Genomic DNA, 17,574 nt, shown 5'->3' with positions numbered 1-17,574 from the left:
GTGGAGTAACTACAAATCCATCATTAATTGCTAAAGAGGGAAGAGATTTTAAAGAAGTAATAAAAGAAATAACTTCTATAGTTGATGGTCCAATAAGTGGAGAAGTTACAAGCGATGATGCGCCTAGTATGATTGCAGAAGGTAGAGAAATAGCTAAAATACATAAAAATATGGTAGTTAAAATACCTATGACAGGGGAAGGAATGAAGGCAGTTAATGTGCTTTCAAAAGAAGGGATTAAAACAAATGTTACATTAGTATTTACAGCAGCACAAGCTTTACTTGCAGCAAATGCAGGAGCAAGCTTTGTAAGTCCATTTTTAGGAAGGTTAGATGATATTTCAACTAATGGTATGGATTTAATTGAAAAAATATCAACTATATATTCAAAACACAACATAAATACTGAAATTATTGCAGCAAGTATAAGAAATCCTCTTCATGTTATAGATGCAGCACAAGCAGGAGCACATATTGCTACAGTTCCTTATAAAGTAATAATGCAAATGCTTAATCATCCTTTAACAGACTCAGGAATAGAAAAATTTAAAAAAGATTGGGAAACAGCATTTGCTAAATAGAGTTAATAAATAATATTTTTAACTGAAATGAAAATACAAGAATAAGTGAGTGTAATAAAGGAAATTAAAGATTATAAAGATTATAGAGGAGTATAATATGAGTATTTCTAAAGAATTTTTTGGCAATGTAAAAGATGGAACACCAGTATATATTTTTACTCTTAAAAATTCCAAAGGAATGTCAATGAGGGTAACAAATTTTGGAGGAATAATAGTTTCTCTTTTTCTTAAAGATAAATATGGAAAAGTAGATGATATAGTTTTAGGTTATGACAAAATTCAAGACTATGAAAAAAAGGGACCATATTTTGGAGCAATTATAGGTCGTTATGCAAATAGAATAGCTAAATCTCGTTTTAAGCTTAATGGAATAGAATATAATTTAAGCAAAAATGAAGGAGAAAATCAGCTTCATGGGGGAGTAGAAGGCTTTGACAAAAAAGTTTGGAATGCTGAAATTATTGATAAAGACGGAAATGATGCCTTAGAACTTACTTATAAAAGTTTAGATGGTGAAGAAGGTTATCCAGGAAATCTCGATGTTAAAGTTACTTATAGTATTACTGAAAATAACGAGCTTATTATAGATTATCATGCTGTTTCTGATAAAGATACGATAGTTAATTTAACAAATCATTCTTATTTTAATTTATCTGGGCATGCTTTTGGAAATATACTTCATAATAAGCTTATGATTAATGCTGATAAATTTACCCCAATAGATAAATATTCTATTCCAACAGGAGATTTAAAAGAAGTTAAAGATACTCCTATGGATTTTAGAAAAATGAAACCTATATTTAAGGATATAAACTCTGATTTTGAACAAATAAAGCTTGCAAAAGGATATGACCATAATTTTGTACTTAATACTAATGGAAATATTAATGAAAAAGCTTGTGAAGTTATTGATGAAAAATCAGGAAGAAGTATGGAAGTTTATACTACAAAACCAGGAGTACAGCTTTATACAGGCAATTTCTTAAATGGTGAATATATAGGTAAAGGTGGAGTAGTTTATCAAAGCTATGCCGGATTATGCCTTGAAACGCAGTTTTTCCCTGACTCTGTAAATCAAAAGCATTTTCCATCACCAATATTAAAAGCAGGAGAAGAATATAAACATACTACTATTTATAAATTTTCAATAGTTAAATAATATTAAACTTGCTATGTTTAAAATTTTATATGCTTTCTTTATGGCAGACAGTTAAAATAATAAAACTGTTCAACCTTTAGAAAGCATATTTTTATTATTTATATAAATATTTAAAATTCTTTTAAATTTAGTAAAAGTTTTGTCAAAGTAAAAAAATATATGATATATTTTATTATGTAAACATTTTATAGTATATAAAAAATATATAAGTATGGAGTGAATTTTATGGCTGATTTAAAAAATATGACTAGAAAAGAAAAAATAGAATATATTTGGGATTATTATAAAATACATATTATAGGTGGACTTTTTTTAATTATTTTATTAGTATCTTTTATTCATGGACAAATTACTAAAGTAGAGTATGTTGCTAATCTTACAATATTAACCCCAGTAGGTGATAATGTAAAATTAGAAGAAGCTGAAAAAGAACTAACTAATGTTGTAGTTAAAGATGGGGACAAAAAAAAGCAGGTGTTAATAGATTACATTCCAATAATAAATCCTGAAAATCCAGAACCTCAGATGCTTCAAAAATTTACAGTTAAAATGGCAGCAAAAGAAATAGACGTTATAGTATTAGATAAAAAAATATTTGATAGCCTTATGAAACAAGGAGCATTTATGGATTTAAGTAAAGTAAAAGAAATTGATATTCAAAATATAAAGGCAGATAAAATAGAAGGTACTTCTAGTGATGGGAAAAGTGGTATATATGGTATAAGTGCTGAGGGTAATAGTATTCTTGAAAGTATGAAAGCTGATACAAAAGACAAAGTTATTGCTATTATGGAAGGTACAGAAAGAAAAAATACGGCTGTATCTATTTTAAAATGGATTATAGGAGAATAAATGTATGTATAATGTTATGTATCTAGTAAAAATAATAATCCTATCTGGTAAAATAAAAAATATTCCCTAATCGGGTTATTATTTTTACTAGATTTGTATATAAAGTATTGAATTTTATGTATGCACCTAGTAAAAATAATAATTCTCTTTGGTAAAATAAAAGATGTTTTTTAATCAGATTATTGTTTTAGCAGATTGTATTTAATTAAATCTTCTTCTGTAATCACATTTCTTACAAAGTTCCTCTACTACATATCTTTTTTTAAAACCTTCATATATTGATGTAGCTCTTTCTCCATTTATTATTTCAGAAAAACTGTTTTTATGAATATTGCCTAAGTTTATTATTCCTTCACCATCAAGACAACATGGGACAACGGTACCATCTGCTAAAATAGCTGCTTGATCTTTCAATCCATAGCAAAAGCCTTTATCATCACTATTTTCAAGGCTTTTATCAGGCCATTGAAATTTTGATGCAATATTTAAGTAAACATTTTTATATAATTTAATACCTCTATTAATATTTTTATCTAGAAGTCTTTCTTGAATGCTATAATCTAAATTAAAAGCTTTTTCTATTAAATTTAATATATGTTTGTTTTTTTCTATACTTTTAATATCTTCATCTAAATTCCAAAGCCTATAAGAAACTATTTTGTTTGTATTATTTACAGCTGAAAATGTAAAATCAAAAATATTATTTAAATATTCTTCTATGGAATAATTTAATTCATTAGCATCAAAGCTATGTAGTGAAAAATTAATTTGTCTTAGAGCATTTTTGTATAAAATTTTATCTTTTACTTTGTTTATAAGAGTTCCATTAGTTGTAATATTAACAAAAAGTCTATACTTTTCAGATAAATTTAAAAACTTATCTATTTCAGGGTGAAGTAAGGGTTCACCTTTTACATGAAGATATATATAGTCTGTAAAATTATTTATATCGTATAGTATTTTTTCAAAAGTATTTATGTCCATGAATTTTGGAGTCCTTTGAGTTATAGGGCAAAATTGACATTTTAAATTGCATACGTTAGTTATTTCTATATAAATTTTTTTAAATCTTTTCATAATAACCTCGCTATATGTAATATCTAGTAAAATAATTTTTATTTTGTAAGAATAAAGTTATTATTTTTTTGTATTATTATTTTACTATATTATATTAAGTTTTTATATTTATTGGATATTTATAAATACTATCATAAAATATTATTAATATAAATAGTATTTTAAACATAGATTTGGCTAATATAACTAAATTTTTGTAATTCAAAATCCATAGGTAATTAATGAATACTTATGAAATAAATAAGACAAATGTAAATTCAATAATTTCTAGATAATTTATTAGGATAAAAACATTAAAAAATCTTAATACTAATATTGATAAAATATTAGAAAGGGGTATGTATAATGAATACTATACATTTTAATGTTTCAGGTCTTGCAAATTCCCAAAGTAAAACAAAGGTGCTTAATGCTTTAGATAAAATTCAAGGTGTTCAAGAAGTTGCAGTAGATTTAGGTAGAGGAACTATAGAAGTAGAATATAATTATCCTGCAAGCCCAGAAAAAATCAGGAATTGTATTGAAAATACAGGATATATAGTTGAAGATTAATTATAGATATTTAAAAATTTAAAATTTAATTAATAAGTCTAGTAAAATAATAATACTTTATTGTTAAGAATATTATGATTATCTCACAAAAACTATTTTTGTAGAATTGACCACTATATTTTGAAGTAAATCAATAATAAACATATTGCTCATTGTGTAATAGGAATTTATTTACAGATTATTGTGGTTTAATCATATCATATATTCTTTACACTTAAATTATTTTTTTACTAGACTATATTTTTATGTAGACTATATTTAGAAATATATTTTATATTTTGAATAAAAGATTTATTATAATTATATATGTACAAGCATATTAGTTTTAAATTAACATTTATGTAAGAGGGGGTAGCTTAATGAAGATAATTCACACAGGAGATTGGCATATAGGTAAAATTGTAAATGAATTTAGTATGATAGAGGATCAAAGATTTATATTAGAGCAGTTAATAAAAATTATTGAAGAAGAAAAACCTCAGGCATTAGTTATTGCAGGAGATTTATATGATAGAAGTATACCTCCTATTGAGGCTGTAGAACTTTTAGATGAAGTATTTAATAAAATTTTGCTGGATTTAAATGTACCTATACTTGCTATTGCAGGTAATCATGATAGTGCAGAAAGATTATCTTTTGGAAGCAGAATATTTACTAATAATGGATTGCATATTGCTGGAATATTTGATAGTAATATAAAAAAAGTTACATTTGAAGATGAATGCGGAAATGTAAATTTTTATCTTGTCCCTTATAGCGATCCAAGAGAGATAAAAGCTATATTAAAAGACGATGAAATAAGTACCCATGATGATGCTATGAAAAAAGTAATAGAAAGAATAAAAGAAGATATAAAAGAAGGAGAAAAAAATGTACTTGTAGCTCATGGTTATGTATCTTTTATGAAAGAATATGAAGAGAGTGAAGATAAAACTAAAAAAGGAGGTCTTGAGATTTGTGATTCAGAAAGACCTTTAAGCATTGGAGGAACTGATTTAATAAGTGGAGAACATTTTTCATGTTTTAATTATACTGCACTTGGGCATCTTCATTGTCCCCAAAAGGTTGGAAGTGATAAAATAAGATATTCAGGTTCACTTTTAAAGTATTCTTTTTCAGAAAAAGACCATAAAAAAGGTGTTACTATAGTAAATATAGATGAAAAAGGTGATGTTAGTGTAGAACAAAGACCACTTAAACCTAAAAGGGATATGAGAGTCATAAAAGGTCCATTAAAAGAGCTTATTTCAAAAGAAGTTTATGAGAGCAGTAATAGAGAAGATTATATATATGCAATTTTAACAGATGAAGAAGATATTATAGATCCAATTTCAAAATTAAGAGCTGTATATCCTAATATTATGGGACTTCATAGAGAAGATAATAGACAAAGAGAAAAAAGTAAAACTTCCGCAGGGATAGGCTATAAAAATAAATCAAAACTTGAACTTTTTAATGAATTTTATAAAGATATAACTCATAAAGAACTTACAAAAGAAAAATTGGATATTGTAAAAGAAGTTATTGAGGCAGTAGAAAAGGAAGTGAAATAGTATGAGACCATTGAAACTTACTATAAGTGCATTTGGCCCTTATGCAGATAAACAAGTTATAGATTTTTCAAATTTAAAAAATAAGAATATTTTTCTTATAACTGGTCCAACAGGGGCAGGAAAAACTACTATATTTGATGCTATAAGTTTTGCTCTTTTTGGGGAAGCTTCTGTAAGCAGTAGAGATAGCGATACTTTAAGAAGCCATTTTTCTTCAATAGATACTCCTACATATGTAGAACTTGAATTTGAACTTAGAGGGGAAAAATATAAAATAAAAAGAAATCCAAAATATGAAAGAAAAAAAGCTAAAGGAAATGGATTAACTATTCAAGAAGCAGATGCAGAATTAATACTTCCTGATGGAAGAGTAATAACTAAGGTAAAACCTGTAGATGACAAGATAAATAGTATTTTAGGAATAAATAAAAATCAATTTAGACAGATTGTAATGCTTCCTCAAGGAGAATTCAGGAAATTATTAGAAGCTGATAGTAAAGAAAGAGAAGTTATTTTTAGAAACATATTTGGAACAGAGGCTTTTCAATCTATACAGTTGAAACTTTCAACTCTTCAAAAAAATTATGAAACAAAAATTAACGAAAATTCTACAAAAAGAGATACACATATAAAACATATTGATTCTGGAGAAGATGAGATACTTTTAAAGCTTTTAAATGAACAACATATAAATGTTGAAGAAATAATAAATAGAACAAAGGAACTTTTAGAAAAAGATAAAGAAGAAAGTAAAAAATTAAATAATTATATAAAAGAAATTAAATTACAAGAAGAAAAATTGCAAAAGAAAATATTTGAAGGCATAGAAATAAATAAAAAAATTAAAGATAAAGAAGAAATTGAAAAACAATATAACAATTATATTTTAAATGAAAGTAAATATATAGAAAAACAAAATAAGCTTGAAAAGGCAAGGATTGCTTTTAATGTAAAATTTGTTGAAGATACTTTAAATGAAAAAATAAATAATCTTATTATTAAAGAAAATCAATATAAAGAGGCTGAAAAAAATTTAGCCATTGCACAAGAAAATATAAAAAAGAGGGAGTATGAATTAAAACTTGAAGAAAATAAAGAAGAGGAAAGAAAAAGCTTAAGAGAAAAAATAATAAATTTAAAAGATAAAGAAAATAAAGTAAAGCAGTATGAAGTTAAATCTAATGAAATTAAATTGTTAAGAGAAGATCTAAATAAAAAGAAAAAAGAATATGAAGATATTAAAAATATTATAGCTAAAGAAAAAACTGATATTAACAAAGCAAAAGAAAAGCTATTATATATTAAAAACTGTGAAACTAAAAAAATGAGTCTTATAGGTATAAAAACTGAAAAAGACTTTATGCTTGAAAAATTAAGGGAACTTAAAATAAAAATAAAGCAATACTTAAATAATTTAAAACTTCATGAAAATGAAGCATCTAAATATAATGATTTTGAAAAGAACTATTTAATAATAAAAGATAAATATGAAAAAATGGAAGATAGCTTTTTAAAAGCACAAGCTGGTATACTTGCTAAAGATTTAAAAGATAATACTCCTTGCCCTGTATGCGGCTCTATAAATCACCCTAATCCAGCTAAAATACATAAAAATTTTATTACACAAGAAGAATTAAAAGAGATTAAAAAGCTTTATGATGAAAAAGTAGAGGAAAGAAATATAAATCTTCAAAAATTATCAGCATTAAATGCGAAGGTGGAAGAAAGTTTAAACGAACTTTTAGAAACTAAAAAGAGATTAATACAAATACTTGATGAAGACATTTTAAAAATGCCTTATGATAAACTTTTTAAATACGTAAATGAAAAAGGACTTAAAACAAAAGAAGAAGCTAATAAAATAGAAAATGATATAAAAGAATTAGATAATATTATTAAAGATAAAGAAAAGACTGAAAAATATATATATGAAAATCAAAAATATTTAGAAGAAAAAGAATTAGATCTTCCAAAGAAAGAAGAAGAATATACAACTTTTTATGGTAAGGTAGTAAGTGCAGAAAAAGAGCTAAATAGTATAGAAGAGGAGATACCAAAAGAGATTAGAAGTCATTCTAAACTTTTAATAAAAATAAATGAAATTGAGGAAAAACTTAAAGTTTTAGAAAAATCTTATAAAGAAGCTCAAGATAATTTCCATAATGCAAATGAAAAATATGCTTCTATAAAATCAGATAAGGAAAGCAAATATAGAAATTTTAAAGAAGCAGAAAATGAAGTAGAAGCATATAAAAATAAATTAAATTCTAAAATTTTAGAGTATGGTTTTAGTGATTTTGAAGAATATAATAAATTTAAAATGACAGAAGAAGAAATAAAAATTTTAGAAGAAGAAATATCTGAATATTATAAAAAACTTCAAATATTAAAAGGAAATTTAGAAAAAGCAGAAAATGATACTAAAGGATTAAAAAATATAGAAGTAGAAGAACTATCTAAAGAACTTAAAGACATTAAACTTTATGAGAATTCTTTAGAAATTCAAGAAAAAAATATATTTTCAAGAATACAAAATAATCAAAATGCTATAAAAGAAATAGAAAAAATAAATAAGTGTATAAAAAAAGATGAAGAACAATATGCAATAATAAGTGATTTAGCTAAAACTGCTAATGGTTATAATGAAGAAAAAATAACTTTTGAAAGATATGTACTTGCAGCTTATTTTGATGAAATAATAGATGCAGCTAATTTAAGGCTTGCTAAAATGACAGGAGAAAGATTTATTCTTAAAAGAAAAGAAGATAGAGGTAAATTTGGGAAACAAGAAGGATTGGAACTTGAGGTATTTGATAATTATACAGGTAAATCTAGACATGTAAAAACATTATCAGGTGGAGAAAGTTTTAAAGCATCTTTAGCTTTAGCATTAGGATTAGCTGATATAGTACAAGCTTATGCAGGAGGAATAAGTCTAGATACAATGTTTATAGATGAAGGATTTGGAACATTAGATCCTGAGTCTTTAGATAATGCTATTGGATGCTTAATTGAGCTTCAAAATATGGGAAGACTTGTTGGAATAATATCTCATGTACCTGAGCTTAAAGAAAGAATAGATGTAAGACTTGAAATAACTCCAGCAAAAGAAGGAAGCAGTGTAAAATTTGTAATTTAGTAAAATTAAATATATTAAAAAAATAAAAGTATGATTAAACCCAAATAAGCTGTAAATAAAGTTCAATTACATAATGAGTAGTATGTTTATTATTGATTTACTTCAAAATATAGTAGTTAATTCTAAGAAAAATGGCTTTTGTGATATAATCAAAATATAATTAAATAATTATATAGTAACAAAATATAATATAAATTAAATAAGTATTATATAAATTTTATAATAAAAGTCATTTATAAATATGTATAGTAGAATAATAATCCTTATTAATATATTAATAAGGATTATTATTCTACTAATTTATTTAATGTATATATATTTAATTTTTATATTTATAATTGATATTTATAGTATTTATTAAGTAATTATCCTAGCATACGTTGATCTTTTATAGGAACAACTAAATTTTTGAAAACAACTTTTATAAGGTCTAAAGACATATTTGCAGTTATATCATCTTTGTCTAAAATAGGATTTAACTCAACAAAATCTAAAGATACCATCATACCTGAAGCTGAAAAAGCTTTAAGTATTTTTTCTGCCTCATCTACAGTTAGTCCATTTTTAACAGGGGTTCCTGTACCTGGGACATAAGAAGAATCTATAGAATCTATATCAAAACTTACATGAATTGCATCTACTTTATCTTTTAAATAATTTATACTTTCTTCTATTACTTTATCTACTCCTAATTTTCTAACTGTATCCATTGAAAAAGCTTTAATTTTTGAATTTTTAATAAGTTCTATTTCACCAGGATCTAAATCACGACCTGCAATATGAACTATATTTTCGTCTTTAACTTTAACTCTATGTTCGAATAAATTAACCAGTTTATCTGGCCCTTTCCCCATGGAAACAGCTAATGGCATACCATGTATATTCCCTGTTGGAGTTGTTTTTTCAGTGTTTAAATCACCATGAGCATCTATCCAGACAACACCAAGATTTTTTACAGCTTTGCTGACCCCGGCTATACTTCCGATTCCAAGGCTGTGATCTCCACCTAGTATTATAGGAAAGTTTCCCTTTGAAATAGAATCATATACCATAAATGCAAGTTTTGTATTTGCATCTACTATAACGTCATAATATTTCAAACTAGGATGGTGTTTGTATTTGTGTTTTTCAGTAACATTAGCTACTTCAATGTTACCAAGGTCTTTAACATCATATCCAAGATCTTTTAAAGCTGATAAAATATTCATATCTCTGAATTTATCTGGTCCAAGATTGCTTCCAAGTTTATCAGCCCCTTGATTAATAGGCATACCAATTATATGCACAGCCATTTTAAATCCCCCTTTTGTATGGAAAAATTAATAATAAAAATTGTAGCTAGCCCTCAGTTGGCTGGGGGTTTACACATACAAACAAATATATTTTATAGCATATAAATTTTACAGCATATGAAAGAGTATGTCTATATAAAAAAATATACATAAATTGCAATATATGAATGTTTATTACATATTACGTATTAATATTTATTAAATAGAATAAATATTAAGACTATTATTAGATTATTTAAGTTATCAATTAATTATAATTAGTATAAATATTCATTAAAATATTATAAAATATAATATTTTTTAAAATTTATATTAAAAATAGAATTATATTATTATGTTGGTGTATAATTGATAATATTAAAAAATATGTATAACATTTCATTACAATTTTAGTACTTAAATATTTAAAGGAGAGAAAGATAATGACAGAAAAATTATATTATATTTATCCATATATTAAAGAATGGGAAGCAGATGTTTTAGATATATCAGAAAAAGAAGGAAAATTTCTTATTGAGCTTAATAAAACAGCTTTTTATCCTGAAGGAGGTGGACAGCCTTCAGATAAAGGATATATAGATGATGTTGAAGTTTTGCATGTTTTTGAAGAAGATGAACATATATTTCATGTAACAAATAAAAAACCTAAAAATAGTAAAGTTATATGTAAATTAGATTTTGAAAGAAGATATGATTTGATGCAGCAGCATACTGGACAGCATATTTTATCAGCAGTATTTTATAATAATTTTAAAGGAGAAACCTCAAGTTTTCATCTTGGAGAAGATTATGTTTCTATAGATATATCTATGCCTGAAATGACAGAGGAGTTAATTAAAATAGTTGAAGATGAAGTAAATAAAATTATATACAGCAATTTAGAGATAAAATCTTATATTGTAAATAAAAACGAACTAGAAAATATTCCATTAAGGAAATTGCCTAAAGTAGAAAAAGATATAAGAATTGTTGAAATTGATAAAATAGATTATTCTCCATGTTGTGGTACTCATTTAAAAAATACAGGAGAAATTGGCGTTATTAAAATAATAAAAATTGAAAAATATAAGGGAGTTACTAGAGTATATTTTAAATGTGGTAAAAGAGCTTTTGAAGATTATCAATTTAAACATGATATAACAGTAAATTTAGGGAAATTATTATCTGTAGATCAAAATAATTTAGAAAGTAAAGTAAAAAATATTTCAGAAGAATTAAAAAACAAGATTAAAGAAATAAAAGAACTTAAAGAAAATCTTAATCTATATGAAGCAGAGGACATACTAAATAGATTAAACTCTAACATAGTAAACATAAATTTTAGCGATAAAACTTTTGATGATGTTCAAAATATTGGAAGGATAATACTTAGAAAGGGAAATTATTTAGTAATTTTATCATCAAACATTGATAAAAAATTATGGCTTGCTCATAATGGAGATTTTGAAGTTAATTGTGGGAAATTATTTAAAGAAAATTTGCAAAAGTTTAGTGGTAGAGGCGGTGGAGGAGATAAGCAGGCACAAGCTTCTTTTGAAAGTGAAATTTCACTTAAAGAATTTCAAGAATTTGTTGTTTCTAAAATTTACAATAATGATTAATAAACAATAATATGTAAATAAATTTCAACTGTAATGTGTATCATAGTATATTAATTTGTTGCAATATATAGTTATAATTAGCCTGCCATAAGCTGTAAGTTAATTTCCACTATATTAATATATAATTTATATTGTTTCTAAATTTTTATTATATATATTGGTTAATATTTAAAAAACTTTTTGTGAAATAATCAAAGCTTCAAAGTTATAAATTTAAATAAAAATTAAATAAAAAATTCTGTATGTTATGATATGAAAGGAGATAAATAGTTGGATATAAAAGAAGTTAAAGGGAATACATTTTGCATTGATACTGGTATGACATATATACCTTTTTATAAAATTAATGATGAAGAAATTATAATGTTAGATACAGGATGGAAAAAGGGAGAAAGAGAAGGAATAGAAAATATTTTAGAAAGCAGTAATTTTAAAATTAAGGCTATTTTAAATAGCCATTCACATACAGATCACATAGGAAATAATGCATACTTTAAAAAAAAGTATAACTCTATTATTGCAATGTCAACTCGTGAAGCACTTATATGTAGCAGTGCAGTTGATTTTAAGCTTTATTATCAAAGTCAAGCTTTAAAAGATATAAAAGAGCATTATGGATATATGGCTTGCAGGGCAGATATTATGATTGATGATAAAGAAGAAAATTTAGAACTATGCGGCATTGATTTTAAGATTATTCATACTCCAGGACACAGCCCAGGGCATATATGTATTATAACTCCTGATAACGTTGCTTATTTAGGGGATTGCCTTATAAGTTATGAAGTAATGAGAGGGGCTAAAATGCCTTATGCTTATATACTTAGTGAAGATATAAAAAGTAAATCTAAACTTTATGATTTAAACTTTAGTAAATATATAGTTGCACATAAAGGAATATATGATAATATAAAAAAACTTATAGATGACAATATAGATTTTTATGAAAATAGGGCAATAAGAATTTATGAAGTAATAGATGATTATATGACAATGGAAGATATTATGAAAGCTGTTATTGAAAGTTTTCATATACGTGTGGACAATATACATAGGTATTATTTTATAGAAAGAATGTTAAAATCTTATGTAGAGTTTTTATACGAAACAGAAAAGCTAAAAATAATTGTAGATGATGGTTTTCTTAAATATATTAAAAATTAAACATTTATATATACAAAGTATTAAACTAAATACAGTATAGTGTAAAATAATAACAATTTTTTATTTGTATTGACAGCACAGTTATAAACAATTATAATTAATCACAAGGTGTACTTTAAATTGGTCCTGTGAGGCCAGAAAGGAGAGTGTGATTGGTATGATTATATTCTTTTATAAAGATTTTTTTTCTAAGAATAAGATGAATAATGTTTTTAAAATACAGAAAGGATATATAAGGGAACTATAGGCGTATTGTTCTCTTGTATGTCCTTTTATTTTTATATTTAAGATTATGAAAATATAGAGGTGTGTTATGAAAGCAAAACTTATCTTAGAAAATGGAATGATGTTTGAGGGAAGAGCCTTTGGATATTTACAGGAAACTGTAGGAGAAGTAGTTTTTAATACTGGGATGACTGGATATGAAGAGGTACTTACAGATCCATCTTATTATGGTCAAATTGTTACTATGACTTATCCCCTTATAGGAAATTATGGAATTAATCTTGAAGATATGGAATCAAAAGGTATAAAAGTAAAAGGATTTATAGTAAGAGAAGCTTGTAATAATCCAAATAATTTTAGATGTGAAATGAAACTTGAAGATTATCTGAAAAATAATAAAATAATGGGTTTAGAAAAAATAGATACTAGAGCTCTTACGAAGGTACTTAGAGATAGTGGAACAATGAAGGGTATAATAACCCTTGAAGAATTAGGCGAAGGATATATAAGAAAAAAATTTGAAGCTTTTAGTAATAAAGAAGCTGTAAAAAATGTAACAACAGATAAAATATATACAATAGAAGGCACTGGAAAGCATATAGCAGTATTGGATTTTGGAATTAAAGAAAATATTATTAGATGCTTTAAGAAAAGAGGCTGCAAATTAACAGTTTTCCCTGCTTATACTTCTTATGAAGATATATTAAAAATAAATCCAGATAGTATATTTTTGTCTAATGGACCTGGGGATCCACAAGATTTAACAGAAATTATTGAAAATATAAAGCATCTTATAGGAAAGAAACCAATATCAGGAATATGTCTTGGACATCAAATTTTAGCTCTGGCTTTAGGAGGGCATACAAAAAAATTAAAGTTTGGTCATAGAGGATGTAATCACCCTGTAATGGACATAGAAAGAAATAGAGTATTTATTACATCACAAAATCATGGATATTATGTAGATGAACTTCCTAAAGATGTTATAGCAACTCATATAAGTATGAACGATGGAACTATAGAAGGTATGAGACATAAAACACTGCCTATACGCAGCGTACAATTTCATCCAGAAGCTAATCCGGGACCTAGAGATATAGAAAATTATATATTTGATGAATTTGTATGATAAGTGTTATGAGTAAGAAAACAGGAGGTAGTACTTATGCCAATTAATAAAAATATAAATAAGGTTTTAGTTATAGGTTCAGGACCTATAGTTATAGGTCAGGCTGCAGAATTTGATTATTCTGGTACTCAAGCTTGCGAATCATTAAAAGAAGAAGGAGTAGAAGTTGTACTTATAAATAGTAATCCTGCAACTATAATGACAGATAAGGAAGTAGCTAATAAAATTTATATAGAGCCTTTAACTTTAGAATTTGTGGAGAAAGTTATTGAAAAAGAAAGACCAGACAGTCTTCTTGCAGGTATGGGTGGACAGACAGGACTTAATCTTGCAGTTGAGCTTTATGACAAAGGAATACTTGATAAATATAATGTTAAAGTTATAGGAACTTCTATAGAATCTATAAAAAAAGGTGAAGATAGAGAACTTTTTAAAAATGAAATGCAAAAAATAGGGCAGCCATGTATCGAAAGTGAAATTGTAAAAAGTATAGAAGAAGGAAAAAATTTTAGTCAAAAGATAGGTTATCCAGTAATAGTAAGACCAGCTTATACTCTTGGAGGTACAGGAGGAGGCATTGCAAATAATGAAGAAGAATTGGAAAGTATATTAGAGCAAGGTCTTCAGCTAAGTTCTATAGGGCAGGTACTTATAGAAAAAAGCGTAAAAGGCTGGAAAGAAATTGAATATGAAGTTATGAGAGATAGTTTTGGTAATTGTATTACTGTATGTAATATGGAAAATTTAGATCCGGTTGGGATTCATACAGGAGACAGTATAGTTGTAGCTCCAAGTCAGACTTTATCAGATAAAGAGTATCAAATGTTAAGGTCAGCTGCTATAGATATAATAAATCATATAGGAATTGAAGGCGGATGTAATGTACAATTTGCGTTAAATCCTGATAGCTTTGAATATGCAGTAATAGAGATTAATCCAAGAGTAAGTCGTTCTTCTGCATTAGCGTCTAAAGCTACAGGATATCCAATAGCTAAAGTAGCTGCAAAAATTGCACTAGGCTATGGACTTCATGAAATAAAAAATGCTGTAACAGGAAAGACTTTTGCATGTTTTGAACCTTCTCTTGATTATGTTGTAGTTAAAATACCAAAGTGGCCTTTTGATAAATTTTATAGTGCTGAAAGATTTTTAGGGACTAAAATGATGGCAACAGGAGAAGTTATGGCTATAGGAAGTAATTTCGAGGCAGCATTTTTAAAAGGTATCCGTTCTTTAGAACTTAAAAAATACACTTTAGAACATAAAGATATAAAAAATTTAAGTTTAGAAAAGCTTAAAGAAAAAGTAATGACTCCAGATGATGAGAGAATATTTGCTTTAGCTGAAATGATAAGAAGAGATTACAGCGTAGATAAGATGTCTCAAATTACTGGAATAGATAAATTTTTTATAAATAAAATAAAAAATATTATAGATAAAGAAGAAGAATTAAAGAATTTAACTATAGACAAATTATCCAGAGATTTTCTAAAAGAACTAAAGAGGATGGGATTTTCTGATAAAGGCATAGGGGAGCTCATTAAGGCTAGTCCAGATGAAATATACAATCTTAGAATAAAATGGGATATATATCCTGCTTATAAGATGGTAGATACTTGTGCAGGAGAGTTTGAAGCAGCTTCACCTTATTATTATTCAACTTATGAAAACTATGATGAAGTTTATGTAAGCAGCAGAAAAAAAGTTGTAGTTATAGGTTCAGGACCTATTAGAATAGGACAGGGAATTGAATTTGATTATGCTTCTGTTCATGCTGTTAAAGCACTTAGAAAATTAGACATAGAAACAATAATAATAAACAATAATCCTGAAACAGTAAGTACAGATTTTGATATATCTGATAAGCTTTATTTTGAACCTCTTACAGAAGAAGATGTTTTAAATATAATTGATAAAGAAAAACCTTATGGAGTTATTTTGCAATTTGGAGGGCAAACAGCTATTAAGCTTGCTAAATTTTTAAAGGAAAAAAATATACACATACTTGGAACAAGTTCAGAACAAATTGATGAGGCAGAAGATAGAGAAAAATTTGATAAGCTTTTGGAAAGATTAGAAATATATAGACCAAAAGGCAGGGCTGTATGGAATGTTAAAGAAGGGCTTAAAGAAGCTCAACAATTAGGATACCCAGTACTTGTAAGACCTTCATATGTGTTAGGCGGACAGGGAATGGAAATAACTTATGATGAAAAAGAGCTTAAATATTATCTTGAAAATGCATTTAATAAAGATAATAAAAATCCTGTGCTTATAGATAAATATCTTATGGGAAGAGAAATAGAAGTAGATGCTATATGTGATGGTGAAGATGTACTTATACCTGGAGTTATGGAGCATCTTGAAAGAGCAGGAATACACTCTGGAGATAGTATAACAATTTATCCTACTCAAAATGTATCTAAAGAAATAAAAAATGAGGTACTTAAATATACTAAAAAACTGGCTGTAGGTTTGGGCGTTAAAGGTATGATTAATATTCAATTTATAGAATATGAAAAAAAATTATATGTTATAGAAGTTAATCCAAGAGCCAGCAGGACAGTACCTTATATAAGCAAAGTAAGCTTAGTACCTATAGTTGAGATTGCTACAAAAGTTATGCTTGGATATAAGCTTAAAGATTTAGGATATGGTATTGATATATATAAAGAACCTGATATAGTTGCAGTAAAAGTACCAGTGTTTTCTACTCAAAAACTTCCAAAAGTTGAGGTTTCTTTAGGACCTGAAATGAGATCTACAGGAGAGGTATTAGGAGTAGGCAAAGATATATACGAAGCACTTTACAAAGGTTTTATAGCTGCTAACATGGGGCTTAAAAAAGATAAGGGAGTTGTTTTAGCAACTATAAATAATCAAGATAAAAAAGAATTTTTAAATATAGCAAAAGTATTAAATGAACTTGGATACAGTTTTATTGCAACAAGTAAAACAGCAGAACTTTTAAGAAATGAAGGATTTAAAGTTAAAGAGGTAAGAAAATTAAAAGAAGAAGAACCTAATATACTTCAAGTTATAAAAAACAGGGAAGTAGATTTAGTTATAAATACCCCTACAAAAGGGAATGATTCTCACAGAGATGGTTTTATAATAAGAAGAAATGCTATAGAAAGCAACATACAAATTATAACTTCTATAGATACAGCAAAAGCATTGGCAGAGGTAACTAAAGAAGTAAATTCAAAGAAAAATATAAAAGAAATAAAGGTTTATCCTTTAATTTAAT

Annotated in this window: 12 protein-coding genes; 10 read left to right on the top strand and 2 right to left on the bottom strand. The window is 26.2% G+C overall.

What is annotated here, in order from left to right; genetic code table 11:
* From fsa to B5D11_RS06200, 3 genes are all read left to right on the top strand, one after another.
* Positions 1-581, top strand: a 581-nt coding sequence (fsa, locus tag B5D11_RS06210) for a fructose-6-phosphate aldolase (RefSeq protein WP_078682177.1), incomplete at its 5' end; no start/stop codon positions are given.
* A 97-nt stretch (positions 582-678) separates the two neighbouring features.
* Positions 679-1,740: an aldose epimerase family protein gene (locus tag B5D11_RS06205; protein ID WP_078682176.1), complete on the top strand. Its 1,062-nt coding sequence runs from the start codon at positions 679-681 to the stop codon at positions 1,738-1,740.
* A gap of 225 nt (positions 1,741-1,965) precedes the next feature.
* Positions 1,966-2,592: a hypothetical protein gene (locus tag B5D11_RS06200; protein WP_078682175.1), complete on the top strand. Its 627-nt coding sequence runs from the start codon at positions 1,966-1,968 to the stop codon at positions 2,590-2,592.
* A gap of 201 nt (positions 2,593-2,793) precedes the next feature.
* Here B5D11_RS06200 and B5D11_RS06195 read toward each other — a convergent pair whose 3' ends face one another.
* The gene (locus B5D11_RS06195) at positions 2,794-3,669 is read right to left on the bottom strand and encodes a radical SAM/SPASM domain-containing protein (protein WP_078682174.1); all 876 of its coding nucleotides are present in this window, start codon (positions 3,667-3,669) and stop codon (positions 2,794-2,796) included.
* A gap of 345 nt (positions 3,670-4,014) precedes the next feature.
* Here B5D11_RS06195 and B5D11_RS06190 point away from each other — a divergent pair, with 345 nt between their 5' ends.
* The 3 genes from B5D11_RS06190 (at position 4,015) to B5D11_RS06180 (ending at position 8,913) form a co-directional block, all read left to right on the top strand.
* Positions 4,015-4,221 (top strand): heavy-metal-associated domain-containing protein, encoded by a 207-nt coding sequence (locus B5D11_RS06190; protein WP_078682173.1) that lies wholly within the window; start codon positions 4,015-4,017, stop codon positions 4,219-4,221.
* A gap of 359 nt (positions 4,222-4,580) precedes the next feature.
* Positions 4,581-5,774, top strand: a complete 1,194-nt coding sequence (locus B5D11_RS06185) for an exonuclease SbcCD subunit D (RefSeq protein ID WP_078682172.1) — start codon at positions 4,581-4,583, stop codon at positions 5,772-5,774.
* Between the two features lies 1 nt (position 5,775).
* Positions 5,776-8,913 (top strand): SbcC/MukB-like Walker B domain-containing protein, encoded by a 3,138-nt coding sequence (locus B5D11_RS06180; RefSeq protein ID WP_078682171.1) that lies wholly within the window; start codon positions 5,776-5,778, stop codon positions 8,911-8,913.
* Positions 8,914-9,278: 365 nt separating this feature from the next.
* Here the strand turns inward: B5D11_RS06180 and rocF are convergent, their stop codons facing one another.
* Complete coding sequence (rocF, locus tag B5D11_RS06175; protein WP_078682170.1) at positions 9,279-10,205, bottom strand: arginase; 927 nt, start codon at positions 10,203-10,205, stop codon at positions 9,279-9,281.
* 422 nt (positions 10,206-10,627) lie between these two features.
* Here rocF and B5D11_RS06170 point away from each other — a divergent pair, with 422 nt between their 5' ends.
* The 4 genes from B5D11_RS06170 (at position 10,628) to carB (ending at position 17,573) form a co-directional block, all read left to right on the top strand.
* Positions 10,628-11,806 (top strand): alanyl-tRNA editing protein, encoded by a 1,179-nt coding sequence (locus tag B5D11_RS06170; protein WP_078682169.1) that lies wholly within the window; start codon positions 10,628-10,630, stop codon positions 11,804-11,806.
* A gap of 270 nt (positions 11,807-12,076) precedes the next feature.
* The gene (locus B5D11_RS06165; RefSeq protein WP_078682168.1) at positions 12,077-12,970 is read left to right on the top strand and encodes an MBL fold metallo-hydrolase; all 894 of its coding nucleotides are present in this window, start codon (positions 12,077-12,079) and stop codon (positions 12,968-12,970) included.
* 313 nt (positions 12,971-13,283) lie between these two features.
* Positions 13,284-14,324, top strand: coding sequence for a glutamine-hydrolyzing carbamoyl-phosphate synthase small subunit (gene carA / locus B5D11_RS06160; RefSeq protein WP_078682167.1), 1,041 nt, complete (start codon positions 13,284-13,286; stop codon positions 14,322-14,324).
* Between the two features lie 36 nt (positions 14,325-14,360).
* Positions 14,361-17,573 (top strand): carbamoyl-phosphate synthase large subunit, encoded by a 3,213-nt coding sequence (carB, locus tag B5D11_RS06155; protein WP_078682166.1) that lies wholly within the window; start codon positions 14,361-14,363, stop codon positions 17,571-17,573.
* Position 17,574: the final 1 nt, after the last annotated feature.

This window comes from Clostridium sp. USBA 49 (assembly GCF_900167505.1).
Classification (GTDB): Bacteria; Bacillota; Clostridia; order Clostridiales; family Clostridiaceae; genus Clostridium_AT; species Clostridium_AT prolinivorans.
Note: the sequence above shows the minus strand (reverse complement) of the source record. Positions and strands in the feature narration are given on the sequence as shown.